This is a genomic window from Alteromonas marina, from assembly GCF_000808575.1.
Taxonomy (GTDB): Bacteria; Pseudomonadota; Gammaproteobacteria; order Enterobacterales; family Alteromonadaceae; genus Alteromonas; species Alteromonas marina_A.
In genome coordinates, this window is the sequence record NZ_JWLW01000056.1 from 27,074 (window position 1) to 52,043 (window position 24,970).

At 45.6% G+C, this 24,970-nt stretch carries 26 protein-coding genes and 1 tRNA gene; 10 read left to right on the plus strand and 17 right to left on the minus strand.

Annotated elements, in window-relative coordinates; all coding sequences use genetic code 11:
• Positions 1-76 precede the first annotated feature (76 nt).
• A complete protein-coding gene (locus RJ41_RS14805) occupies positions 77-586 on the plus strand; it encodes a helix-turn-helix transcriptional regulator (protein WP_039222446.1) in 510 nt (169 codons plus the stop codon).
• Between the two features lie 224 nt (positions 587-810).
• Here the strand turns inward: RJ41_RS14805 and RJ41_RS19415 are convergent, their stop codons facing one another.
• Genes RJ41_RS19415 through RJ41_RS14820 form a run of 4 tightly spaced genes read right to left on the minus strand, consistent with a single transcriptional unit; the run spans position 811 to position 3,270 of the window.
• Positions 811-1,116 carry a hypothetical protein gene (locus RJ41_RS19415; RefSeq protein WP_052235487.1) on the minus strand — a complete coding sequence of 102 codons (306 nt, stop codon included), beginning with the start codon at positions 1,114-1,116 and terminating at the stop codon, positions 811-813.
• Positions 1,091-1,594 (minus strand): protein tyrosine phosphatase family protein, encoded by a 504-nt coding sequence (locus tag RJ41_RS19420; protein WP_240485803.1) that lies wholly within the window; start codon positions 1,592-1,594, stop codon positions 1,091-1,093. Before RJ41_RS19420 ends, RJ41_RS19415 begins: the two co-directional genes overlap by 26 nt.
• A 10-nt stretch (positions 1,595-1,604) precedes the next feature.
• Positions 1,605-2,459, minus strand: coding sequence for an MBL fold metallo-hydrolase (locus RJ41_RS14815; protein ID WP_039222450.1), 855 nt, complete (start codon positions 2,457-2,459; stop codon positions 1,605-1,607).
• Between the two features lie 10 nt (positions 2,460-2,469).
• A complete protein-coding gene (locus RJ41_RS14820) occupies positions 2,470-3,270 on the minus strand; it encodes a sulfite exporter TauE/SafE family protein (protein ID WP_039222451.1) in 801 nt (266 codons plus the stop codon).
• Positions 3,271-3,399: 129 nt separating this feature from the next.
• On the opposite strand from RJ41_RS14820, the gene RJ41_RS14825 reads away from it, so the two are divergent.
• The 3 genes from RJ41_RS14825 to RJ41_RS14835 all read left to right on the plus strand — a co-directional run bounded on the left by RJ41_RS14825 (position 3,400) and on the right by RJ41_RS14835 (position 4,812).
• On the plus strand, positions 3,400-3,852 hold the full coding sequence (locus tag RJ41_RS14825) for an RrF2 family transcriptional regulator (RefSeq protein WP_039222452.1): 453 nt from the start codon (positions 3,400-3,402) through the stop codon (positions 3,850-3,852).
• Between the two features lie 90 nt (positions 3,853-3,942).
• The gene (locus tag RJ41_RS14830; RefSeq protein WP_039222454.1) at positions 3,943-4,371 is read left to right on the plus strand and encodes a YeeE/YedE family protein; all 429 of its coding nucleotides are present in this window, start codon (positions 3,943-3,945) and stop codon (positions 4,369-4,371) included.
• A gap of 21 nt (positions 4,372-4,392) precedes the next feature.
• Positions 4,393-4,812: a YeeE/YedE family protein gene (locus tag RJ41_RS14835; protein ID WP_039222456.1), complete on the plus strand. Its 420-nt coding sequence runs from the start codon at positions 4,393-4,395 to the stop codon at positions 4,810-4,812.
• 105 nt (positions 4,813-4,917) lie between these two features.
• Here the strand turns inward: RJ41_RS14835 and nhaC are convergent, their stop codons facing one another.
• Complete coding sequence (gene nhaC, locus RJ41_RS14840) at positions 4,918-6,315, minus strand: Na+/H+ antiporter NhaC (protein ID WP_039222545.1); 1,398 nt, start codon at positions 6,313-6,315, stop codon at positions 4,918-4,920.
• 123 nt (positions 6,316-6,438) lie between these two features.
• Positions 6,439-6,515: transfer RNA gene (locus RJ41_RS14845), tRNA-Arg, on the minus strand.
• Between the two features lie 264 nt (positions 6,516-6,779).
• On the opposite strand from RJ41_RS14845, the gene RJ41_RS14850 reads away from it, so the two are divergent.
• A complete protein-coding gene (locus RJ41_RS14850; protein WP_039222459.1) occupies positions 6,780-7,187 on the plus strand; it encodes a c-type cytochrome in 408 nt (135 codons plus the stop codon).
• A gap of 103 nt (positions 7,188-7,290) precedes the next feature.
• Complete coding sequence (locus RJ41_RS14855; protein WP_039222462.1) at positions 7,291-9,891, plus strand: sensor domain-containing phosphodiesterase; 2,601 nt, start codon at positions 7,291-7,293, stop codon at positions 9,889-9,891.
• Between the two features lie 31 nt (positions 9,892-9,922).
• On the opposite strand, the gene rep is transcribed toward RJ41_RS14855, so the two are convergent.
• Positions 9,923-11,938, minus strand: coding sequence for a DNA helicase Rep (gene rep, locus RJ41_RS14860; protein ID WP_039222465.1), 2,016 nt, complete (start codon positions 11,936-11,938; stop codon positions 9,923-9,925).
• Positions 11,939-12,049: 111 nt separating this feature from the next.
• On the opposite strand from rep, the gene ubiK reads away from it, so the two are divergent.
• Complete coding sequence (gene ubiK, locus RJ41_RS14865; RefSeq protein ID WP_012516595.1) at positions 12,050-12,301, plus strand: ubiquinone biosynthesis accessory factor UbiK; 252 nt, start codon at positions 12,050-12,052, stop codon at positions 12,299-12,301.
• Between the two features lie 101 nt (positions 12,302-12,402).
• Here ubiK and ubiA read toward each other — a convergent pair whose 3' ends face one another.
• Positions 12,403-13,260 carry a 4-hydroxybenzoate octaprenyltransferase gene (gene ubiA, locus RJ41_RS14870; protein ID WP_039222470.1) on the minus strand — a complete coding sequence of 286 codons (858 nt, stop codon included), beginning with the start codon at positions 13,258-13,260 and terminating at the stop codon, positions 12,403-12,405.
• On the minus strand, positions 13,257-13,826 hold the full coding sequence (locus RJ41_RS14875; protein ID WP_039222473.1) for a chorismate--pyruvate lyase family protein: 570 nt from the start codon (positions 13,824-13,826) through the stop codon (positions 13,257-13,259). The genes ubiA and RJ41_RS14875 overlap by 4 nt, the downstream gene beginning before the upstream one ends.
• Positions 13,827-13,974: 148 nt before the next feature.
• On the opposite strand from RJ41_RS14875, the gene RJ41_RS14880 reads away from it, so the two are divergent.
• Complete coding sequence (locus RJ41_RS14880; RefSeq protein ID WP_039222476.1) at positions 13,975-14,388, plus strand: flagellar basal body-associated protein FliL; 414 nt, start codon at positions 13,975-13,977, stop codon at positions 14,386-14,388.
• Between the two features lie 203 nt (positions 14,389-14,591).
• On the opposite strand, the gene glpG is transcribed toward RJ41_RS14880, so the two are convergent.
• The 8 genes from glpG to RJ41_RS14920 all read right to left on the minus strand — a co-directional run bounded on the left by glpG (position 14,592) and on the right by RJ41_RS14920 (position 23,519).
• Complete coding sequence (gene glpG, locus RJ41_RS14885; protein WP_039222478.1) at positions 14,592-15,455, minus strand: rhomboid family intramembrane serine protease GlpG; 864 nt, start codon at positions 15,453-15,455, stop codon at positions 14,592-14,594.
• Between the two features lie 157 nt (positions 15,456-15,612).
• A complete protein-coding gene (gene glpE, locus RJ41_RS14890; RefSeq protein WP_039222481.1) occupies positions 15,613-15,924 on the minus strand; it encodes a thiosulfate sulfurtransferase GlpE in 312 nt (103 codons plus the stop codon).
• Entirely contained in the window at positions 15,924-16,949 is a 1,026-nt protein-coding gene (tdh, locus tag RJ41_RS14895; RefSeq protein WP_039222484.1) for an L-threonine 3-dehydrogenase, read from the minus strand. The genes glpE and tdh overlap by 1 nt, the downstream gene beginning before the upstream one ends.
• Entirely contained in the window at positions 16,946-18,142 is a 1,197-nt protein-coding gene (locus RJ41_RS14900; RefSeq protein WP_039222486.1) for a glycine C-acetyltransferase, read from the minus strand. Before RJ41_RS14900 ends, tdh begins: the two co-directional genes overlap by 4 nt.
• Positions 18,143-18,306: 164 nt before the next feature.
• Positions 18,307-20,751: a putative bifunctional diguanylate cyclase/phosphodiesterase gene (locus RJ41_RS14905; RefSeq protein WP_039222488.1), complete on the minus strand. Its 2,445-nt coding sequence runs from the start codon at positions 20,749-20,751 to the stop codon at positions 18,307-18,309.
• 9 nt (positions 20,752-20,760) lie between these two features.
• Positions 20,761-21,936, minus strand: a complete 1,176-nt coding sequence (locus tag RJ41_RS14910; protein WP_039222490.1) for a hypothetical protein — start codon at positions 21,934-21,936, stop codon at positions 20,761-20,763.
• Positions 21,933-22,406, minus strand: coding sequence for a hypothetical protein (locus tag RJ41_RS14915; protein ID WP_039222493.1), 474 nt, complete (start codon positions 22,404-22,406; stop codon positions 21,933-21,935). Before RJ41_RS14915 ends, RJ41_RS14910 begins: the two co-directional genes overlap by 4 nt.
• Positions 22,407-22,493: 87 nt before the next feature.
• Entirely contained in the window at positions 22,494-23,519 is a 1,026-nt protein-coding gene (locus RJ41_RS14920) for a glycosyltransferase family 9 protein (protein WP_338024999.1), read from the minus strand.
• Between the two features lie 72 nt (positions 23,520-23,591).
• Here RJ41_RS14920 and RJ41_RS14925 point away from each other — a divergent pair, with 72 nt between their 5' ends.
• Positions 23,592-24,317 (plus strand): 3-deoxy-D-manno-octulosonic acid kinase, encoded by a 726-nt coding sequence (locus RJ41_RS14925; RefSeq protein WP_039222497.1) that lies wholly within the window; start codon positions 23,592-23,594, stop codon positions 24,315-24,317.
• Between the two features lie 107 nt (positions 24,318-24,424).
• Positions 24,425-24,913: a pantetheine-phosphate adenylyltransferase gene (gene coaD, locus RJ41_RS14930; RefSeq protein WP_039222500.1), complete on the plus strand. Its 489-nt coding sequence runs from the start codon at positions 24,425-24,427 to the stop codon at positions 24,911-24,913.
• Positions 24,914-24,970 lie beyond the last annotated feature (57 nt).

Below are 24,970 nucleotides of genomic sequence, written 5' to 3' on the forward strand. Positions count from 1 at the left end.
TAGTATTCTCCTTTATGTGTCTTATCGTCATTAGACATATGTCCCATGAAGCCTTAACTAGCTGTTTTTAAAGAAAATGAAAGATAAAGTAATTACTAGCCTTTTACTGCTCATCATGTTTTTAAACTTCAGAGATGTCATGGTCGATTTGTCATTGAATGTGCCTACTTCACACATTATTGAGGAATCTATGATTGTGTTACTTGCGGGTTTGATGGCTGTTTATCTCATCTTTGATATGCGTAGACGTACCCGAAAAACGAAACTGTTACTCGCTGAGCTTAATACCGCCAATGCACGATTGAGCTCTATGAATAACAAGCTGCGAAATGTGAAAGCGCAATACTTGCACGAGGTCGAAAATCAGTTCAATGATTGGAGCTTAACCCCGAGCGAAAAAGAGGTAGCCTTATTCATGTTAAAAGGCTTAAGCACCCAAGAAATTGCAGCGGCAAGAAATACAAAAGAGAAAACCGTTAGGCAACAAGCATCGGCAGTTTACGCAAAGTCTCAACTTGACGGTCGCTACGCGCTAGCCGCTTGGTTTTTTGAAGATATTCTTCAACAAGAAGATAAAGCGGCATAGCTCTTCGAATAAAGTAGTTACAGCGCTTCCCACCGTCACCGAACAAATAACAAGTTTTTCTCTGCTGCCTTTCTTTGCTATCGATTGATTCGTAAAGAGTAACTTACGTTGCACCGACTGGCTAGACCAAGCCATTGATATTTCAAGGTAAATCGCTCGCCGAATAAGAAAAAGCTTTAACCCGCTTTAAAGGGCTAAAGCTTTTGGTCGAATTTAATGACGAGTTACCACCTATTAATATGCTGAGTTTCTGGTTTAGCCAGCCATTCTCTGCCTTTTAGCATGCCTTCCCAATAAATGGGTGGAAGCAACTTTTCTTTTAAATACCATGCTAGGCGCGACGGTTTGGTACCGTCAAGTACCCACGTTGGCATGCTGTTTAGGATTTTCCCGCCGTAGCCAAATTCGGCCAATATCACTTTACCTCGCTCTACAGTAAGCGGGCAGCTGCCATAACCGTTGTATATGGCTTTATCTATTTGCACACCGCGCTCGTAAAGTAAGTTATTGGCAACCACCGGGGCCTGCATTCGCGCCCGCCCCTACAATCACTACCGCATGAGAGTGTTCGGCATGGTCGTTAGGTGTCTCACCGCCGTTTTTTAGGCGACGGACTACCCCGCTCAAGTCATAGCCTGCTTTCTGTGATAAGCCGAGTACCTCTTCATAAGAAAGAGTTTTGGTTGCGGTCATGGCCCATAGCGTAATGGAGCGAGTGCCGGTTCGGCAGTAAGCAAATACGGGGCCTTCTAATTTTTGTAGGTTCGCTTCAAACGTTATTGCGTCTTGCTGAGTTACTTTACCGCTCACTACAGGCTGATATACGCAAGGTAAACCCAGTGAAGATGCTTTTGCTTCTATTTCAGCAAAAGTGGGCTGGTCTGCGCCTTCACCGTCAGGGCGGTTACAAATAATAGATTTGAACCCTGCTGCTTTTATTGCTTCTATATCGTCTACTGATATTTGAGGGCAGACAGATAGCTGTTGTGTTACATTGGCATATTGCATAATTTCACCCTCAAATAGCATTCACAGGAATTTTTATGAACTGCTTGCCGCCTTCAGATGTTGCGCCAAACTGGCCGTTTCGAAGGTTTGCTTGTATAGCAGGCAAAAGTAACTTGGGTACCGCAAGGGTTGCATCTCTTGCCTCGCGCTTTTCAACATATTCCTGAAGGGTTACTTCTGGGCGAATTTGCTTATTTGTTTCTTTCGCTTCTTTGATCGATACCGTTGATAGCGGAGCTGCACCTTCTTTAGGATAGTCGTGACCAAGATAAACGGTGGTGTCGTCAGGCAGAGTGAAGAAGCGCTGAATGGTATTGTAAAGTTGCTCGGCACTGCCACCCGGGAAGTCGCAGCGCGCCGTTCCTAAGTTAGGGGCGAACATGGTGTCGCCTACAAATATTTTGCCGTCTACCAAGAAGCTTGCGCAGGCTGGCGTATGCCCCGGCGTATGCCATACTTTTACTTCATATTCACCGATATTGAAGGTGTCACCTTCTTCGAACAGCACATCGAACTGACTGCCATCCCTTGGTGTGTCGTTCGCCGTTTCAAATACGTCTAGCCAGGTATCTAGCACCGTTTTAATACCTGAGCCAATACCAATTTTGCCGCCAATCTTAGACTTTAAATAGTGCGCTGCGGTAATATGGTCGGCGTGCACATGGGTTTCTAAAATCCACTTGTTCTTAAGCTGGTTTTGATTGACGAAGTCGATAACTTTGTCGGCGCTTTCCATTGACGCCCGTCCCGAAAAGATATCGTAATCGGCAACCGAATCTATCACGCCACACTCTTTGGAAGCAGGGTCGAATAGCACATAAGTAAACGTGGCCGTTTTGTTATCGTAAAATGTTTCAACGTTCATAGATGTTCTCCTAGAGAAGTTCTTTGGTCATGATGAAAACGGCAATAACTAGAGTGAAAAATGCAAAGAACTTCTGCAAAGCTGCACCGTCTAGTTTTCCCGCCACCTTCGTGGAGACAGCCATCCCAATAAACGTGGCTACCAGCATAAGCGGCAGCAAAGGCATCTCCAATTGAATTCCGGTTTGTAGGTCACCAATAAAGCCAAGCAACGACTTTAAGGCGATAATGAATAGCGACGCGCCCACCGCGTTTTTCATGGGCATGCCTAAAATAAGTACTAAGGCAGGTATAATAAGAAAGCCCCCGCCCGCGCCGAGTATGCCGGTAACAACACCAACTACGGCGCCTTCAATGACTATCAGCCCTACGTTGGGTTGTTTGTTCTCAATTACCTGTGCTGCTGGTGCTGATTTGCTGTAAGCCTTTTTTAACATCATGGCAGCCGAGGCCAGCATCAGCATGGCGAACAGAACCATGATGCCTAGATTCTTATCTATAGTGAGCGATTGAAAGGAAATGGTTTCGGGAATGGCAGGCATTAAAAATGCCCGTGTCAGATAAACGGCAATGATAGAAGGCACTGCAAATAAAATAGACGCTTTAATGTCAACTAAACCTTCCTTGAAATACCTTACTGCACCGAATGCGGCCGTGGCACCCACAATAAGCAATGAATAGCCGGTGGCGACATCTGGCGTAACACCCATTAAGTAAACGAGGATAGGTACAGTAAGGATTGAGCCCCCTCCGCCTATTACGCCTAAAACCATCCCCATAAGAGCAGCAGCGATGTAGCCAAGAATAATCATATCGACACCTTATTTCATTTTGTTATATCATAGAACAAAATATATATTAATGTACATCTCAAGTATATATTTAATTTTCGTGCTGCTGTAACATCAGGAAAGTTGAACTTAGCGTTTATGATAAATTCCATGAAAATCAATACTTTTACCAATTTGGCTTTTCGCGTTTTGATATATCTCGCGCTACGAAAAAACCACCTTGTGAAGACAAGCGATATTGCAGATGCGTACTTCGTGTCTTTCAACCACTTAAAGAAAGTCATTACGCTGCTTATTGAGCAGGGGTATGTCACTGGCACAAAAGGTCGCGGTGGTGGTATTACGCTGGCCAAAGAAGCAGAAGAAATTAATTTAGGCGATGTTTTTCGCCTTACCGTAGAAGACGTGGCATTGGCTGAATGCTTTGCATCACCAACGAATAAGTGCGTGATCTCGCCAGCGTGTCGCTTGAAGTCAATTCTTCAAAACGCGGCTGATAAATTCATCAGCGAGCTTGACCAATTTACACTGTACGATTTAGTGAAAGACAGAGAGGGCGCACTAGCCATGCACCTTGCCATCGATTTTATAGAAGTTGAATAGCAGGCCTTATTTAGGCTGCTGTTTATAATATGTTTTATAAGAAAATGCTTTTTAAGTAAGGCATTACACGAGTAGATTTAGGAGAGAAAATTGGAAAACTGGACATCAACTCCCTTTGAACCGCTTACCGGCTTGGCAGGTGGGCTGCTTATTGGTTTATCAGTGGTTTTATTACTGCTTACCCTTGGCCGTATTGCCGGTATTTCGGGTATTGCCGCAGGCGCAATGACACAGCGTGGCATTGAACGTTACTGGCGCTTAGCCTTTATAGCAGGCATTGTTTTATCTGCCGTGCTTTATATGGTGTTTGTTGGCGATTTACAGGTTCAAACTCAAATGAGCTCGGCATGGTTAGTAATTGCGGGCTTATTAGTCGGCTTTGGCACACGCCTTGGTTCTGGATGTACGTCGGGCCATGGGGTAGCAGGCTTATCTCGATTATCCCCCCGCTCTATTGTGGCAACGCTTACTTTTATGGCGGCTGCAATCGTGACCACGAATATTATCAGACACCTATAAGTTACCGAGGAGCATGTACTTATGAGAGCAATTATCGCCTCGCTTATTTGTGGGCTTTTATTTGGTTTAGGCCTTATTATATCGGGTATGAGCAACCCTGCCCGCGTGCTGAACTTTTTAGATTTCAGTGCCAACTGGGATGCCACGCTAGCATTTGTGATGGGTGGTGCTATTTTGGTGGCTGCACCGGGAATGTATTGGGTGCGCAAGCGCAGCAAACCCTTGTTTGCGAATAAGTTTGATATTCCTACCAGCAAAACCATTGATGCAAAGCTAATTCTTGGCTCTGCGGCGTTTGGCATTGGCTGGGGTATTAGCGGCTTTTGCCCAGGGCCTGCAGTAGTGGCGATTGCGTCGCTTCAAACTGATGTGCTGTTGTTTGTAGGTGCCATGATTGTCGGCATGTTGGCGCAGCATTGGTTGAAGCCAAAAGCGGCTTAAATCATAACTACCCTTGCGGCTTTATCCCCTAGTGGGGATAAAGTCGTAATTATCCCTTTAAGGGGGTAAACGCGGCAGCCACTTCCAAAATTCAAAATAGCTGACTTATCGTTTTGCGGTTTTCCCTTTCAATAAACCTATCCCCAATGCGGCCATGATCACTGCAACAACGCCGTTTAGATAGTTGAAAAAGGCATAAGGCGCGTAATCGAGCACGTCAACGCCTAGGGTAGCAGAGTAGAACGCGCCGGCGGTTGTCCATGGTATAAGCCCTGTGGTCATGGTTGCCCCCTCTTCTACCGACCTTGATAGCACGGCAGGGTCAAGATTTTGCTGTTCATATTTTGGTTTAAACAATTGGCAGTTTAAAATAATAGATATATAAGCCTCGCCCATAGCTAGGTTACCTAAAAAACCCGATGCTATGGTAACTGCAATTAAGGTTGCCGTGCGTTTTACCCGTTCAACAATGCCCGCCAACAGCGCCGCTAAAAAACCTGCGCCGTGTAATATGCCGCCTAGTGCGATTGCCATTAGGGCAAGGAGTAGCGTCCAACTCATGCTGCTGATGCCGCCCCTACCTAAAAGCGCATCTAAGTTTTCGATACCCGTGTTTTGTGGGATGTTTTCCCACAGTGCATTGAGAACGCTAATGGTGTTGGTATCTTGGTAAAAAATAGCGATGATTACGGCAAGCAAAATGCTGCACGACATAGTCACTTCAGCCGTAACTTTTTTGATGCTTAGCACTGTAAGCGATACCAAGGGTAACAGTGTTATGTAGGGTGCAAGGTTATAGTGGCTGGCAAGCGCGGCTTTGATTTCAACTACATCTTCAACATTTAAATTCTGGTTTGCATAACTGAACCCTAATGCCAAGAAAATAACGAAGGTGAGAAGAAAGCTGGGCAGTGTAGTCAACAACATGGCGTACATATGCCGATAAAGATTGGTGCCCGCACTCATGGCCGCGAGATTGGTGGTATCAGAAACTGGCGACATTTTATCGCCAAAGGTGGCACCGCATACCACCATGGCCGCCACAATGGGCAGTGGTATGTTCATGGCTGCGCCAATACCCATTAGCACTACGCCCATAGTACCCACGGTTCCCCACGATGTTCCCGTAGCTACCGACATGACCGCACACAAAATTAATCCCACCGCTAGGAATATACTGGGGTTTAACCAGCCTAAACCGTAATAAATTAACGTTGAGATAGTGCCGCTTTGCATAAAGCTTGCGATAACCATACCTAAAAGGATAAAGATATAAATTGCCGGCATGGCCCGGGTTAGTGCGCTGGTCATTAATTCGCGGATTTGCAGGTACGAGTGCCCCAAACTAAACGCATTAACACCAGCCCAAAGTAAACATAAAAAAATGAGCGCATGCAGGCTAATACCTAGGCCAAACAACCCACCCGCTATTAGCGCGACAATAACGCTAAAACAAACCAGTGACTGAGCAAAACTAGGGTTACGCAAAGACTTAGGCGACATGAGGGCTCGTTGATACGTTTGAAAAAATGGAAGTAGTGAAAAACAGTATAGCGACTTTGCTATGCGTTGGAATGACTTTAACGCTGCATAGGCTTGGGATGCGCACAGTGCTTCAGAAAGAAATGGCCCGCCCTAGAGGATTCGAACCTCTGACCTCGGCCTCCGGAGGGCCGCGCTCTATCCAGCTGAGCTAAGGGCGGTTTGTAGAACCAGTGAGATAATCACTGAGCATTTACAACAAGGAATACGCGACTACACGCATGCTGCAAACGGGGCGTAATAATACTGACGCCACGGGCTGGCTTCAACTCATTTATTAAAATCTCTTTAGATGGCTTGGCATAAGCGTTAAAAATCCTTACTTTTTATAGGTAATTGGCTTCAAATAGTTGTTCAACCCCAATTAACCGTTATAATCTGGCCAGTTATATTTTAAACAAATTCATCATTGCCTGGAGACAGATGTGAAATTAAAAACTTGGTTAACTGTTGCTGCTACTGCGCTAACTGTATTTGCAGCACAAGCACAAGAAATGAGTAACGATGAAATTGCCGATCGCATTAAGCCGGTAGGTCAGGTACACGTTGCAGGTGCAGCCGCCGAAGGTAGCGGTGGTGCAGCTGGCGGCGCAAAGTCTGGCGAAGACGTTTACAACTCTGCATGTGTAGCTTGCCACTCTGCAGGTGTTCTGGGCGCTCCTAAAGTTCACGTTGCCGCCGATTGGCAACCTCGCCTAGACGAGCGCGGTCTTGACGGCGTATGGCAGAATGCTTTGAACGGTATTAATGCTATGCCTCCTCGTGGTACCTGTGGCAACTGTTCTGACGACGAAATTAAAGCCGCTATTGAGTACATGATTGAAGGTATCTAATACCTGATATATAGCAACAACTTGATGGAAAAAGTAGCGTTTTACCCGCTGATCGGGTAGTTTAAACCGTTGGGGAAACGTTACTTTTTTACTGGCGAGCGGAATGTCAAAAGATTCGACGCAACACGAATTGACGGAAGATGAACTGCGCGAACTTATACCGCAGCTTCAACAACTTACCGACAAATACAAACGCGCTGAACGTGTTCAGAAGGCGCTTTTTGATATTTCTGAACTTGCCAGCTCTGTAAGCCACCTAAATCGCCTTTACTCCGCTATTCATGAAATCATTGCCGACTTCATGAACGCAGACAACTTCTTTGTTGCCTTTTACGAACCAGAGACCCACATTGTCGACTTTGCCTATTTTGTTGATGAATTCGACGAAAAAACTGTCAGGCAATTACCCGCTGCACAGCTTATGGATGGCATGACCGGTTATATTCTAAAAACCGGCCACCACTTGTTCTACAAACGCGATGACGAAGAACGCTTAGCTTCAGAATACGGTATTAAACTTGTGGGCTCGCCACCCGTTGAATGGTTGGGGGTACCGCTAAAACGCGGTAGTCAAGTTATTGGAGCAATGGTAGTGCAAACTTACGATGAAGGCGTGCACTACAGTCAGGAAGATTTAGAAGTTCTACTTTTTGTTTCTCAGCATATTGTGACAACCGTAGATAGGGTAAAAAATAGAGAGCTTACCGAGCGCACTATCCGTGAAAGAACCCGTCAGCTGCGAAAAATTAACGATGACCTACAGGAAGAAATTCTTGAGCGCCAAAAAGTAGAGTCGCTGCAACAAGCACTTTTCGAGATTTCTGAGCTTGCCGCTAATCTTGAAGGAGATATGGATGCGTTTTATTCCAGTTTGCATGAGATTTTGGCGAGGCTAATTAGTGCGCCAAACTGCTACATAGCCATTCATAATAAAGAAGAGGGCTTGTTAGAGTTCCCTTATTTTAGCGATACCAAACAAAGTGAAATTGATGCCAGGCCGCTTGGATTGGGGCTGACTGAGTTCGTATTGCGCACTGGGCAAGCTGAGCTTATCAACCCGCCAAGAGTACTGGAACTTGCAGAGTCAGGGGAAATTGACGTTTCGTTAGCGCAAACGATGTTGAACAGCGCTAACTCGTGGCTTGGATCGCCACTTGTCGTTGAAGGCGAAATTGCCGGGGTTATTGCGGTTCAAACCTACGGTAAACTGGCAAAATACAATGCCCGCGACCAAGAGCTTCTGCGTTTTGTTTCGCATCATATTGCAGTAGCCATTGAGCGAAAACGCAACACCGAGTCTATGCAGCGATATAACGTGCAGCTTGAAGAGCGTGTAAAAGAGCGTACCGCAGAGCTTAACCGCACGAATAAGTTTCTCAAGCAGCAAATTGAAGAGCGTAAAGAGATTGAGCTTAAGCTAATTCACGACGCTCACCACGACTCATTAACCGACTTACCTAACCGCGCTATGTTCACCAGCAGATTAGAACTAGCCATTGCCAGTAAGCAACGTTACAGCGATAACTTATTCGCGGTTTTATTTATCGACTTAGACCGCTTTAAAGTTATTAACGACACGCTAGGTCACCACGCGGGCGACGAGTTTTTAATTGAGGTCGCCAAACGCATTGCGCTGTGTATTCGCGGTCACGACTTATTAGCCCGCTTAGGGGGAGATGAGTTTGTTGTACTATTGGATAACTTTGAAGATGAGGCGGATGTTGAAGAAGTAGCCTGCCGCATTATTGCATCTATTTCAGAGCCATTTTTACTGGATGGCCGCGAAATGTATTCTGGCGCCAGTGTGGGTATCGCACACTTAGAAACCTATTATCGCAGCGCCGACGAGGTACTACGCGATGCTGACGCTGCTATGTACCAAGCGAAAACCCTCGGGCGTGGCCGCTATGTCATGTTTGATAAGAGCATGCGCGATAGGCTGATAGAAGAGCTTGAGCTTGAAAATGAGTTTAGGCGCGCCCTGCGTGAAGAAGAGTTCGATTACTTTTTGCAGCCAGTGATTAACCTAAATGACAGCAGCACGCTGTACAAAGAAATGTATATTCGCTGGTCTCATCCGGCCTACGGCAAAATAGCCCGAGAGCAGTTTAGACAAGTGGCTGAGCACAGCGGCCTAACGCTAGACCTTGATTTGTTCCAGCTAAGCAAAGCCTGCGATTTGCTGAAGCACTATGAAAATACCGATGAGCCCATAAATAAGATAGCGGTTAACGTTTCGATTAATCATTTACTACAGGCTTCTATGGTTAATCAAATGATTGATGTAATTGCATCTTCTAACGTAGCACCTAGCCAGCTAGTATTTGAGTTCGATGAGAATGACTTGAACCGACGCTCGCAGTTCATCTTACCGGCAATTAAAAAGCTTAAACGCGCTGGCGTAACGCTAGTTCTTGATAACTTTGGTAGCGGTTTGGCTTCACTTAGCTACTTGTTTGCTTACCCGTTCGATTTCATAAAAATTGATCATCGATTTGTGAAGTCACTTCCGCGTTCCCAACGCAATTTAAAGCTTATTCAATCAGTCATGCTTATTTCTGAACACCTGAAGTTTCAGGTTATCGCAGAGGGTGTGGACTCTGAGGCGCAGCTGGAAGCCCTTAGTGAAATTGAATGTTCATACGGTCAGGGCAAAATTTTAAAGCACGCAAAAGTGCTAGATATGGCATCAGTAGCAAGCTAAAAGTAAGTACTAACTTGCACTTTCAACATTACTACTTCTTCCCTAAGATGCCTCTTAAATTAGCAATGCCTACCTGTGCTTTTTGCTGGCGCTCTTCTTTGGTAACTTTTGGCTTTTGGTTTTCCCACTGTACGTCATCGGGTGGCAGTTCAAATAAAAAGCGGCTGGGCTCTGGATTAATTATTTCACCAAACTGACGGCGCTCCTTGGCAAGACTAAATACTAACTCACGTTGAGCTCGGGTAATACCTACATAGGCTAGTCGGCGCTCTTCTTCTACGTTGTCTTCATCAATGCTGCTTTGGTGGGGTAGTAAACCCTCTTCCATGCCCACTAAGAACACAATGGGAAACTCCAAACCTTTTGAAGCATGCAGAGTCATTAGCTGGACCTGGTCCCCTTCCCCATCATCCTCGCCGCGCTCCATCATGTCGCGCAATATCAAGCGATTCACCACTTCAGTTAAGGTCATGGGTTGGTCTAGGTCGTTGCCTTCCAGCATATCGTTAACCCAGCCAAATAAGGTACTTACGTTGGCCATAGCCATTTCAGCGGCTTTGGGGCTAGCGCTGGTTTCATATAGCCATTCTTCATAACCCATGGTGCGGATCATGGTGCGTACTGCATCAGCGGTGTTGCCACGCTCGGCATTGTCCGATAACTCCACTACCCAGCGGGCAAAAGTCGATACCGAATGAAAGGCTTTGTCGGGCAGCACACTATTTAAATTTGGGTGGGTCGCCGCTTCGAACATAGACACGCCTAAACTATTGGCAAAGTTACCCAACTTTTCTAGCGTAGCGCGGCCTATACCGCGCCCTGGCGTGTTAATGATGCGAAGCAAAGCGTTATCGTCGTCCTGATTCACCAATAGCCGTAAATAGGCCATGATGTCTTTCACTTCGGCACGACCAAAAAACGACATGCCACCGCTTATTTTGTAAGGAATGCGGTTACTCATTAACAGCTTTTCAAAGATACGGCTTTGGTGATTTCCGCGATACAAAATGGCGTAGTCTTTAAACTGAGTGCGGTTCATAAACTTGTGCGCCAGCAGCTCTGCCACCACTCGCTCACCTTCATGTTCTTCGTTCTTTGCCTCTATCACTTTAAGCGGCTCGCCGTACTGCAGTTCAGAGAACAGGGTTTTATCGAACAAGTGAGGGTTGTTCTGAATTAGAATATTCGCGCAATGCAGAATACGCCCTGACGAGCGGTAGTTCTGCTGCAGCTTAATCACGTTCAGTCGCGGGAAATCTTCTTGTAGCAAATGTAGATTTTGCGGCTTTGCACCACGCCATGAGTAGATAGACTGGTCGTCGTCGCCAACTACAGTAAAACGTGCGCGCTCGCCAACCAATAGCTTTACCAACTCGTACTGGCTGGTATTGGTATCTTGGTATTCATCCACCAACAGGTAGCGAATTTTGCTCTGCCATTTGGCTCTTATTGTTTCGCTACTTTTTAAAAGCAGTGTAGGCAGCAGAATAAGGTCGTCAAAATCTAGTGCGTTATAGGCTTTTAGGTTGTCTTGATAGCGCTTGTAGGCTTCTGCAAACTCTCGCTCGCCCGTGCTGGTAGCTGATTTTAATAAAGCATCAGGCAAGATCAGGTCGTTTTTCCAATTCGATATGCAGCTTTGTAAAAGCTGAAGCTGGTCTTTATCTCCATCGAGAGTGTCGGATGTTAGGTCGTTTAGCAGGGCAAACGAGTCTTTATCGTCGAATAACGAGAAGCCCGGCTTTAAACCAAGATCTTTCACATGGGCTTTGATAATGGTTAAACCCATGGTGTGGAAGGTCGATACTTTTAGCCCACGCGCTTCTGGTTTACCCAAGGTTTGTGCTACACGCTCTTTCATTTCACGTGCTGCTTTGTTGGTAAAGGTTACCGCTGCAATATAGCGTGCTGGCATATCGCAGTTTCTAACTAAATGAGCAATTTTGTTGGTAATTACGCGCGTTTTACCACTACCCGCCCCCGCCAGCACCAAACATGGGCCAGACACATAGGTTACTGCAGATTCTTGAGCTTCATTTAGTTTCATTTAATTCCTAAAACAACGTACATTTGGGCGTAACACGGTTTTCATTGCATGTCGCGACGATACCGATAGAATAGCTTTCATATTTTGAGCTGCGCATTATAAGGGAATTCCATGTTGGATCCGAAGAAACTCGAAGATTTAGCGAAACAAATTGCTGATGCCGTACCACCAGGCGTTAAAAATATGGCTGAAGAAGCAGAAGGCCGAGTGAAAACAGTATTGCAGTCGCAGCTGTCGAAACTTGACTTAGTGACTCGCGAAGAGTTCGATATTCAAAGCCAGGTGCTTATTCGCACTCGCGAAAAGCTAGACGCTATGGAAAGTCGCATTGCCGAGCTAGAAGCGAAACTAGCAGAAAAGTAATTATTAACAGCTTGTAGAAAACTTAAAGGCGCCTTCATGGCGCTTTTTTTGTGGCCGAATACCATTCACAATGGTTTGTATTGGGCTAGTTACTTTTACTGTTACTCCAAACAAAATTGCAGTGCCGTACCAAGCGTAATGGCTAAACCAATGTAATGGTTTTCAATAAACGCGGTGAAGCAGCCTTCACGCTGGCGGCGTTTAATAATCTGATATTGGCGCACGCATAGCAAAGCAGAAAAAAGCACGGCTATGTAGTAAGGCCACGTCGCGTTGATTGTTAAGCCTATGCACCACAAAATGGTTAGCGCCAAGGCCTGCAACAACATCACAATTAATACGTCGTTTTTACCGAACAATATAGCAGTAGACTTAACGCCTATTTGCAAATCGTCGTCGCGGTCTACCATGGCGTACATGGTGTCGTACGCTACTGTCCATAGTAAGTTAGCAATAAATAACCACCAAGCGTACGTTGGTACAGTTTCTAGTACGGCCATAAAAGCCATGGGAATGGCCCACCCAAACGCAGCACCTAATACCACCTGCGGCAAGTGGGTATAACGCTTCATGAAGGGGTAACTTGCAGCAAGCAAAAGCGCCACAACAGATAATGCGACAGTTTGCCAGTTAAGAAACAGCACTAATATAAACGCAATGGCGATAAGTGCACCAAATAGCTGCAGCGCTTGTTTAGGTTTCACTTCGCCCGTTGCAAGCGGACGCTGTGTTGTGCGCTTTACGCGTCCGTCCACTTTTCTGTCAGCATAGTCGTTGATAACGCAGCCCGCGGAACGCATTACGACTACGCCAGCCACAAAGATAAGTGTAATACCTAAAGGCGGTAAACCTTTAGCCGCCATTAGCAGGGCCCACAATGTAGGCCATAGCAGTAAATAAATACCGACAGGTTTATCTAGGCGCATAAGTCGCGCGTATGCATTCCAATTGTGTTTCATAATTGCTGTTCGCTTTCCTTTTCGCTTGTCGCTGACTGACCGTAAGCCGGAGAATGAGGAAGAAAAACTTCTGCCACTATCATGCTGTAATTGTCTAACGTAAACAACGAACGTCTTCCCCACAAGACTTGGTTACTGTTAATACCAAAATGGGAAGCCGCGGCAGTGCACAATTGGAATTCTGAACGGATGAACCGCGTGTCGTTAAATAAGCGCTTTCCAAGTGGCTCACGACCTAAGTCAGAAAGTTCACTGTCTACAAATGCTTGGGGAATAATAGAGCGTGCAAACACCCAAGGTTGGTGGTCGCCACATAATAGAATTTCACGAGCTTGATAGCTAGTGTTGCCGTTATTGTGTAATAGCGATAACTCATTGTCGTGAGGTATTTGCGTGCGCTGCCCAATAAGCTCAAGCGAAAAATGGTTACTTAAGGATTGCACCCGCTCGGTTAATGACCCTGTGTCTAACAGCCAGTTTTTTAGCTGCGCATTAGGAATTGTGATGCCAGAAGGTGCTTGCCAGTCAACCGCCAAACCCACTGGAAAAGTGGCATTAAAACTCACACGAAAAGCCCGAATAATGAATCTGTTAGTATGATAACACGTCATGTAAGAATATTTTCACTTGGTTAAACTTTTGCAGTAGTGTGTTTGATCAGAGATTTGCTACACTACCAAGTGAATTTATTACTTTGGTGTTTCAGGCTTCACTATGTTTAAGTCACTAGTTTTACGTGTATTTGCGGTTAGTTTGTTTGTTTTTGGTTGCAGCTCAGCATTGGCACAAGATAAAGCCAACTACGCTTATTTGGGCCTAGAGCCAGAGATTGTTACCAACTATATTAGCGATAGCGCACAGAAGCTGGGTTATGTTCGTGTATCGCTTGAATTAATGATTCACGATGTGAACCAGCTGGAAATTGCAGAGCACCATATGCCGCTGCTACGCTCTACCGCCATTGAAATTTTCGGGCAGCAGCCTGCAGAGAAAGTAAAGTCGCTCACCGGCCGTGAAGATATTCGTCGCGCTATTTTAAAAGCGCTTCAAGAGCACATGCAGCAAGAAACCGGTGGTGAAGTGATTAAGAACGTTATCTTTACTAAGTACTTATATCAGGGCGCTTAAGCAGAAAAAACGCTGCCCAGGCCAATGAACAAGCGAGCTTTTAATCAGCTCGCTTTTTGTTTCTATAGCAGTTTTACCATTTACGTCTTAGCGTGTAATACGCCAATTCTCTAGGTTAGGGCAGCTTGCAGCCCCATATTTATACGCTTTAATTCATGAACGCTTTAGCACCTTTGCAATCAAAGCCCTGCACTTATTAATTGCTAACGCTTACCAGAACCTAAGCTTAGCGTGGCAGCGAGTAGGCAGCCAGAGATAAGGCCGGCCGTATGCGCTGCATTTGCCATACTCACCCACAGAATGTCGGCATAGCCAAGTACAAGCCATACCAGCATGAAGCCAACGATAGAGTTTGGCAGCGATAAGCCCCAGCTTGGCCGCAGCCAGCCAAGCCACCAAACAAAGCCCATCACGGCATACACCACACCAGATAGACCGCCAAACAAGAGTAAATTACCTTGTACTGGGTCGCTAAATAGCGCTTGTGCAGCATTTGAAACCGTAGCTGATATGACAAAAACAATCAGCAGCATGCTTATGCCCAACGTACGCTCAATCTTGGCTCCCAACATGGCCCACCAGAGTAAGTTAAATACGATGTGAAGTACTGAAAAATGAATAAACGCAGGGCCAAGTAGCCGCCACCACTCGTGATTTTGTAACAAAACAGAAAACGGCTGCATAAGTAAGTGCTGTGCTATGGGGGCAAATAACCCAAATAAAGATAATAGGTACACCGCCACGCACAGCATAAACACCACAGAGGTAAACGGCGCTTTAACGGCATCGGACATTATTTTACTTGGCGAAAAGCCATTGCCTGATGGGGCCAGCTGTACGTTTTTACCACTCTCCCAAGCCGCTTGCTGATATTTAGGGTTTGTTGGATTTGCTAAAAAATCTTCTGCGATAACCTTTGCGCGATCGATATGCTCACTGTTATCCAGTACAACCACGAATTCTTTGTCGTGCTGTACGACCTTAGCGTTGATATCCTGACTGGTTAAATAGTTGGCGAGAAGGTGCGCTGGACTTTGCTGGTTAAACGCAATTAAAGGATGACCCATAAGCTAGTTATTACCCCGAAAGCAGTAGAGTGTGAATGCATGATACGCGTACAAGGGCATGATACCGTAGCGCGTTATATTCACTCTTTATACTGAATTAGTTAAGAGCCTGCAAAACATAAAACAAAGGTGCACATTGTGCACCTTTGTTAAATCGCTATTCGGTTACTACCGGGTTCGCCTGTCGCCACGCTTCAAAGCCCCCGTCCATACTATAAACGGTTTCAAAGCCTTGCTGAGCAATCACTTGGGCAGCCTGCTGGCTGCTCACGCCGTGATAACACACCACAACCACTGGGATATCTTTGGGTGTTTGGTCAATAAACGTACCAAAGTTGTCGTTGTTTAGCGGTGCCGCATTGGGCATATGGCCATTAGCAAACGATTGAGGATCGCGAATATCCACAATGGTGACGTTGCCTTCAAAGTTAGCCACGTCGTTTACGCTAATGTGTGAGAATGTTGTCATTACTGCCAATCCAAAATAACTTTACCTGAATGTCCTGACCCCATGGTATCAAACCCTTTCTGAAAGTCATCAACGGAAAAGGTATGGGTGATGATAGGTGAAAGGTCAAGGCCGCTTTGTAGTAAGCTTGCCATTTTGTACCAGGTCTCGAACATTTCTCGCCCATAGATACCTTTTATCACCAAACCCTTGAAGATAACCTGGTTCCAGTCGATAGCCACGTCTTGCGGAGGAATACCCAGCATGGCAATTTTGCCGCCGTGATTCATTTTGTTCAGCATGTCCCTAAAGGCTACGGGCACACCAGACATTTCAAGGCCCACATCGAAGCCCTCTGTCATACCTAACTCGTTCATGACATCTTTCAAATCTTCTTTGCTTACGTCAACAGCGCGGGTAGCACCCATTTTTTTAGCCAGTTCAAGACGATAGGGGTTGATGTCGGTAACAACAACATGTCGCGCACCTACGTGCTTAGCAACTGCTGCAGCCATAATCCCGATAGGTCCAGCACCTGTAATAAGCACATCTTCACCGACTAGGTCAAAACTTAGCGCTGTGTGAACGGCATTACCAAACGGGTCGAAGATAGACGCGAGGTCGTCGCTGATATTGTCCGGAATTTTAAATGCGTTGAATGCGGGAATTACCAAATACTCTGCGAAAGCACCAGGACGGTTTACGCCCACACCCTCTGTGTTACGGCATAAATGAACACGCCCAGCACGACAGTTACGGCAGTGACCACAGGTAATGTGGCCTTCTCCAGATACGCGATCGCCAACGTTGAAGCCTTTCACTTCTTGGCCCATACCCACTACTTCGCCCACGTATTCGTGACCGACTACCATAGGCACTGGGATCGTGTTTTGCGACCACTCGTCCCAGTTGTATATGTGCATGTCTGTACCGCAAATAGCGGTTTTGCGAATTTTAATCAGTAGGTCGTTATGCCCTACTTCAGGCTTTGGCGTGTCTTGAAGCCAAATACCTTTTTCCGCTTTTGCTTTTACAAGCGACTTCATGAGATCACTCCCATTTCACGGCCCACTTCAATGAAAGCATCGATGGCTTTATCAACGTGTTCAAGGCTATGACCTGCCGACATTTGCGTACGAATTCGGGCTTGCCCTTTTGGTACTACAGGGTAAGAGAAGCCGATAACATATATGCCTTTTTCTAGCAGCTTGTCGGCCATTTCGCTGGCTAGGCGGGCATCGCCAAGCATTACAGGGATAATAGCGTGATCTTTTCCGGCAAGGGTAAAGCCAGCGTCTTCCATGCGCTTGCGGAAGTGATTGGCATTTCGCCACAAGTTAGCGCGTAACTCATCGCCTTCTTTCATCATTTCAAACACTTTAAGTGACGCTGAAACAATAGTTGGCGCAACAGAGTTAGAGAATAAGTAAGGTCGTGAGCGCTGACGTAGCCATTCTACAACCTCTTTTTTGCCCGATGTGTAGCCGCCTGAGGCGCCGCCAAGGGCTTTCCCTAGGGTGCCAGTGATAATATCGACACGGCCCATCACACCACAGTATTCGTGGCTGCCTTTACCGTTTTCACCCAAGAAGCCTGTTGCATGGCAGTCGTCAACCATAACCATGGCATCGTATTGGTCGGCAAGGTCACATATTGAGGCGAGGTCGGCAATGACACCGTCCATTGAGAATACACCGTCAGTAGCGATAATTTTAAAGCGCGCACCGTCGGCATCGGCTTGCTTTAGCTGCTCTTCTAGCGCGGCCATGTCGTTATTGGCGTAACGATAGCGCTTAGCTTTACAAAGGCGAACGCCGTCAATGATACTGGCGTGGTTTAGCGCGTCAGAGATAATGGCATCTTCTGGTCCGAGCAGCGTTTCAAATAAACCGCCATTAGCGTCGAAGCAAGACGGATAAAGAATGGTATCTTCTGTACCTAAGAAGTCGCTGATAGAAGCTTCTAGCTGCTTGTGAATGTCTTGTGTACCGCAAATGAATCGCACAGATGCTACACCAAAACCATGACTGTCCAAGCCTTCTTTCGCTGCTTCAATTAAGCTTTCGTTGTTTGCAAGACCAAGGTAGTTGTTGGCACAAAAGTTTATGACATGCTCACCACCAGCAACACCAATATCTGCTTGTTGTTGCGACGTGATAACACGCTCTTTTTTGTACAAACCATCTTCTTTTGTGGCTTCAATTTGCGATTGCAAATGAGAAATAAATGCCGCAGACATGCCATTCTCCGAGTGTAGGTGTATAAAAACCGCTAGTGTAATGAAAGCGCGTGAAAGGGTACACACCCTTGCGCTGTATTTAATGGGTTTGTCGACTAAGTTTGTAAATTATTCAACACACTCACTGGAAAAACCTTCCAAATGACGCGCAATATCTTTATGCGCTACGCAAAGTCTTTCCAGAAGCCGTTTTCAACTTTGTCTCTTAATGTGTCCCAGAGGTTTACCTCAGGTATAGGTCGGCTAATAAGATAGCCCTGGCCCTGATGGCAGTCGAAATGACAAAGCAATTCATACTGCTCATTGGTTTCAATGCCTTCAGCTACCACCTGCATACCCATATTACGCACCATAGATATGGTGGAATGCACAATATTTCTGTCGTCTGCGCTGCTGGCAATATTGGCAACAAAAGAACGATCGACCTTTATGTAATCGGCTGGCAAAGATTTTAAATAGCTCAATGATGAATAGCCGGTTCCAAAGTCATCAATGGCTAACATACAACCCATATCACGTATGGTTTGCATTATTTCCGTTGCCCGTTTGATGTCTGAGACCAAAACGGTTTCCGTTAGCTCTAGGCAAACTTGGTCAGGCGCAATATCATTTTTGATGATTTGGTGTTGTAAAAACTCAGGTAAGCTGGGGTCGAGGAACTGTCCCGCCGATAAGTTAATTGCCACTTTAATATCTGGATAGCCACTATTTTTAAGCTCACGTACCAAATGGGTGGAGCGCGTGATAACCCAGTAATCTAGCTCGAGCATAAACGACGTATTTTCAAGCAGTGGAATAAAATCACCTGGTGAAATATGCCCTTTTTTAGGGTGATACCAGCGCAATAGTGCTTCAAAGCCCATAAGCTTGCCGCTGTGCATGTCAATTTGCGGTTGCAAGGCGAGGCTGAACTGGTTACCTCTAAGGGCTTCACGAGCTTCAGATTCTAACTCAACCTTTTGCATTACCTTGAGGTTCATGGTGGCATCATACACCCTGAACGCAGCGCCTTTCTTTGCCTTAGCTTCGTACATTGCAATATCGGCGTGACGTAACAGTTCCACCGGCGTGGCACGAGAATGATTGGTTATGGCAATACCAATACTGATTGAGACATAAAAGGTAACGCCATCAACAATGATAGGCTCTTGGAATTCGCCTATAATTTTTTGCGCAACAGTATCAACATGCTTTTTGCTTTCTATGTTAGACAGCAAAACAACAAATTCATCGCCACCAAAACGAGACGCAATATCAGATTCCCGAATAGGTTTTGAAATTCGCATCGCTGCGGCTTTGAGGAGCTTGTCGCCCACGTCGTGACCATGACTATCGTTAACCTTCTTAAAGTCATCTAAGTCCATGAACATCAGGGCAACCAGTCTTTCGTCTCGCAGAGAATTGGCCAATTGTTTCTCTATTTGAAACGTCAGCATATTGCGATTAGGGAGTCCAGTGAGCACGTCGAACATTGCCATTTTTTCAAGCTTAGCGGTATTGATTGCCATTTGACCATCAAAGCTTTCTAGCTGGCGCGCTAAATCGTTCGCCGCTTCCTCAACCACATCCAGTTCGTCAGTTAGCTTAAACACAGGCAGTTTTCGGCGCTTGGCCGCAACGGTATAAAACTCACTGAACTTATGCTCCGCCAGCATAGGCAGGCGCTCGCTTATGTCTAAAAGCCTTGTGCGGTATTGATTTAAGAAAAGATAAAGTAGCGCTGAGAAAAGCAAAAACAAACCTATGGCGCTGGAGATAACAACGTATCGGTATTGCTCGTTTTGTCGCATCATAGCCGACACGTCCTGCACTATGAGCAAATAGGGATGGTCGCCAGCAGCATGATCAAAAGGCAGTAGACTTACTAAAAGCTGTTGGCTGTCTAACCTTACATTCACTCCTTTAATAACCAAGTCATCAACGCGCCAGTTAGCCGGCAAGGCATCAATAAGTGAATTTAAGTACTGGCGATTGGCTGCGGTTACTTGGCTCGCCACCTTTAATGTAAACTTACCTGCTGAAGACTCAACCAACCGAACAATCGCCACCTTATGCATATCGGTTGCCCGACTGAACAAGTACAATAGCTCCCGCATAGAAGTAGAGACAATAATAACCGGCACTTTATCACTCGGGGCCATTATGGGTATTGAGATATAGTGAGTGCATACACTTTCGCACACCAGTAATGAGCGACTTTCAAATGTTGCACGGGTAGTATCTACAAGCCGATCAATAGTGCTGTTAACAGGATACGTTGGCTGCCCAACAACGCCTTTATGATCGAATAAATAGAGTGTTTCCACTTGAAAATTTAGCGTTAGATACTCACTTAGCTCATCTAAAGTGCTGTGGAGTTCTTCGAGGTTGTTCGAGTACGCGCCATTCCTTCGGCTTATGATATCAATAAGGGTGATCATGCGGCTATGGAGAATATCTTCAAACAACTGCACGCGATGTTGATTGCTGATTTGGCTTTCACGCTGCTGCAGCACAACCTGCGCCTCAGACTCTTGAATTAGCACGGTAGAGATTACAATGGTCACGGTTAAAACCATTGCCAGTAATATAGCGATGGTTTTAGTGGTAAAAGATACCTGAACCTTCATTTATTACCCTTAAAACCAATACATGAACTGTATTGACCACATTTTCCAATGTTTATCAGCGTGAGATGCCACATCACGGTTCAATAAACTCACCACGCGAGTCGCCCCCTCAACCCAGTGATACTCTCCCTGGATTCTCCATTTTGGTGCAATGTCCCAACGTAAACCCAACGTGTACGTATCTTGATACCCAAAATAAGCTGGGATAAGGCCTCCTGTCCTTGCCTCTAGGTCCTTGCCATCACTGTCGGAGGTATCATTAATGTACGTATCGTAGCCCAACAGGCCGCTAACGTGGTTGTTAAAAAGGTACCTAAATTGAACAAAGCCGCCTTCTCCAGTGCGCTTCTCAGCGAAATCTGGCGCAAACAGTCCTTGGCTATCTTGCTTTTCACGAAGCAGTTCAGCAGATACTTCCCAATTCTCAGAAAAATACTGCGCTGAAAGCATAAATCGTTCTACATTAGCCCGGCCTGACAATCGATTATCATCTTGCGATGGCATATATCTGAAATCAGAATTAAGCCAACTCGCTCCTATTTTCCACGTCATGGATGAGGGCTGTAAAAACACGCTTGCTTGGTGCACAAAGTCTTGTTTTATTTTCCCTTTAGCTTCATTGCCTAAAAGAAAGTCGCGCTGAGAGTCATTGATATTTGAGCGTCCGTAACTCCAGTTCAGCTCCCACGTATATTCTTTACCGTAGTGAGAAAAGCTGGTCAAAATGCCGTTACTGCCCAGTGCAACATCTCGAAAGCCGTCAAAATAGACCGATTGAGGCAACACTGAGGTATATCGCGTTTGAGGGACGTCTCTGGTAGAGGAATATAGCCAATGGGTATTTTTAAAACGCCCCGCGTGAATTTTTCCACGCCACCCGCCAGGTAAGTTGGGCAGTTTCCAATCAACAAATAAATAATCGAGTCGAGCACCCTGCTCGAAACGGTTACCACCGTCTAGGTAGTTAATTTGCCCAGCGATAGAAATGTTTTCTGAAAGTTGATAATAACCATTTAAGCCAATCTCGGTGAGTTCACCGGTGACGTTATTGTCGTCGGTGATAAAACTACTGTCTTTCGACTGGGTAATGCCTTGTGAGACATAGCCATGCCATGTGAAGTCTGTTTGCGCATCAACAGCAAATGAACTAACTATAGCGAGCGCAAAAGCAATGTGATTTTTCATTTTAGTTCTACCTCAACGCGTCTTAGCTTAACGATATCAGTTCGCTCAACGTAACCAATAGCACCTTCTGTATTTTCCAGTGCATCTACTAAGGCTTGATAAGAGGTCACTCTGATAGGTGTAATACCTTGGCCGGAATAGGTAATTTGATCCCAAAGCCGAGATAACTGATAGGGAAACATTTGAAGAATATCGCGACAAAACTGACGATGTAATTCGTCGGTGTCTTGCAGTACAAAAACCGTTATTTTAGTGCCGTTGTCCCAGTACTGACGCTGTCCTGTAAAGATTTGACGAAGCTCAGAGCGATTAAGCTCAGCAACCATTACGCTTTCATTCACCATGACGTTAAGTTCCGACGCATTTACTTTAGACACGCACATCACCAGCACTGCTAACGCTAGCAGCACTATTTTCGATGTGGTAAAAGCGTAAATGTCGGACAGCCATCGCAAAGCGGGCTTTTTCATTAAGTAACGACTCCCTGTTTCACAGAAGTACACTTCACAACACTAAGTGTAGATAATAGTTGGTTGTTTTACCTTACGATAAAAAAATTAAGCAAGAAACGGCGCAACTTTTTGCTTTACCATGTCTACGGTAATTTTTTCCATTAATTGGCTTCCTTTTGCTCGCGCACCCCATGGCAACGCGTCCCAAGGTTTCCCCTTTTGCTTCTCTACACATTCATCATACACAGAGACTACCCTATCAAGGTCGTTATAAGGCCCGGTTCTGCGTGGATTAGAATGTGCGTATAGCCCAACAACTGGTGTGCCCACGGTGGTTGCCATGTGGGCAGGCCCGGTATCTGGTGCAATAACTAAATGGGCATGCTTTAGCAACATGAGCAGCTGATGCAATGTTGTTTGCCCAGTAAAATCTTGAAGCGGTTGTTTTACGCTCGCTTTAATTGCATCAGCGGTTTTGCGGTCTAAATCTCCTGGACCTCCACATAGTATCACGGCGACACCGGCCTCTTGGATATAGTCAGCAATACTCGCGTATCGCTGTGGCAACCAATTCCTTTCAGCTTTACTTGCTGCAGGTGAAATAACCACATATTTTCCCAATGCTTTTGCTTGTTCTTCTCCCCACTGCGCATCTTCGGGCGCAACGGGAATATTCCACGATACTGGCTTAGTCTCTGGTACGCCCAATGCGTCGGCAAAATCCATGAAACCTTTAAGTACGTGGGCGTGTTTTGTGGCAGCCACGCGCTTATTAGCAAATAGCCAATGCAACTCTTTACTGCGTGACCAGTCAAAGCCTATGCGCTGTTTGGCTTTAATCACTCGTGAAGCTAAATTAGCCCGTAACGCCACCTGCATCATCAATAGAGCATCAAAAGTTTCACCTGCGACTTCTGCTTTCAAGGATTCAACGGCAGCTTTCCCTTTTGATTTATCGAAAATAATGAAGCGTACATTTGGCATTAGCTTCACCAGCTGATACTCAACTTTCCCTATTACCCACGTAATTTCAGCATCGCGCCACTGCGATTGAATTCGGGTAACCATAGCGACGGCATGACACACGTCTCCAATAGCTGATAAGCGCATTAAACAAATCTTTTTTGCCACAGAAGCTCTCTCGTTGCTGAAAAACCAAAATAAATCATTAGAATGTGAAATTTACCATAAGTTGTGGGCAACATGGCGACAATGCGACGAGACATAGGTGCGGGGCACCACTTTATTTTCGACAATACCTTGGTCAGTCAGCCCAACACTGAAATGTTCAGCCCTGAGTTTTGGCAACTACAAAACAAAATAACTGGCCAAGCTAAAGGACGCGGCACAACCATCTTTATAGAGCATGAAGGTCAACACTGGGTTTTACGTCACTTCAAGCGTGGCGGGTTGGTGGGGAAAATACTGAGCGACCAGTACTTTTTCAATGGCGTAGAGCGCTCTAGACCTTTCGAAGAATTTAGTTTGCTGGAATACATGCGAGGTGAAGGCCTTCTGGTGCCAGTACCTGTTGCAGCTCGTATTCATCGCAGAGGCTTAATCTACCGCGGTGATCTGATTACACTTAGCATCCCTAACAGCCGCGACCTTCATCATGTTTTGTGCCAGCAGCCATTATCACAAAGGGAATGGCATGAAGTGGGAAGAGCGCTAGCGCGTATGCACAATTGTCAGGTTTATCATCACGACGCTAATATTCGCAATATCATGATAGATAGCGATAAACAGATTTGGCTTATTGATTTTGATCGCTGTTCAAAACGTCAGGGCGATAGCTGGAAGCAGGGTAATCTTGATCGCCTGTTGCGCTCTTTGCATAAAGAGCAAGCCAAGAACCCAATATTTCACTGGAAAGAAGACGATTGGACCGCATGCCTAAATGGCTATAACGAATTGGTGAAGCGCTAGGACTGTGCTTAATAAACGCATTGGTTACATCACTTAGCATCGCAAATTAATGTGGTACAGTAGCCCCATAGAACTATAAACCCTTTACAACGATAAGATTCAATTTTATGCATACTAGAGCACTCTATCCAGGTACTTTCGACCCAATTACGAACGGTCATGCAGACCTTATTGAACGCGCATCTCAGCTTTTCTCTCATGTTATTGTGGCTATCGCTTCTAACCCAAGTAAAAAGCCGCTCTTTACATTAGAGGAACGGGTAGAAATGATAAAGAAAGTTACTGCCGATCTGCCTAATGTTGAAGTAGTAGGATTTACTGGTTTACTAGCGGACTTTGCGGATGAACAAAACGCGACTATTTTGATCCGTGGCTTGCGTGCTGTATCTGATTTCGAATACGAATTCCAGCTGGCCAATATGAATCGACGCCTTAACCCAAAGCTTGAAAGTGTATTTCTAACTCCAGCAGAAGAAAACTCGTTTATTTCTTCTACTCTAGTGAAAGAAGTAGCCTTGCATCGCGGGGCCGTTGGTGGTTTTTGCCACCCCGTGGTAGAGCAAGCGTTAAGAGACAGGCTAGGTAAAAAGAGCTAAGTAAACCGGCGTTGTCCAGTAAAGCCGGTTTACAGTGTTATGTTGCTTTAAGCTATC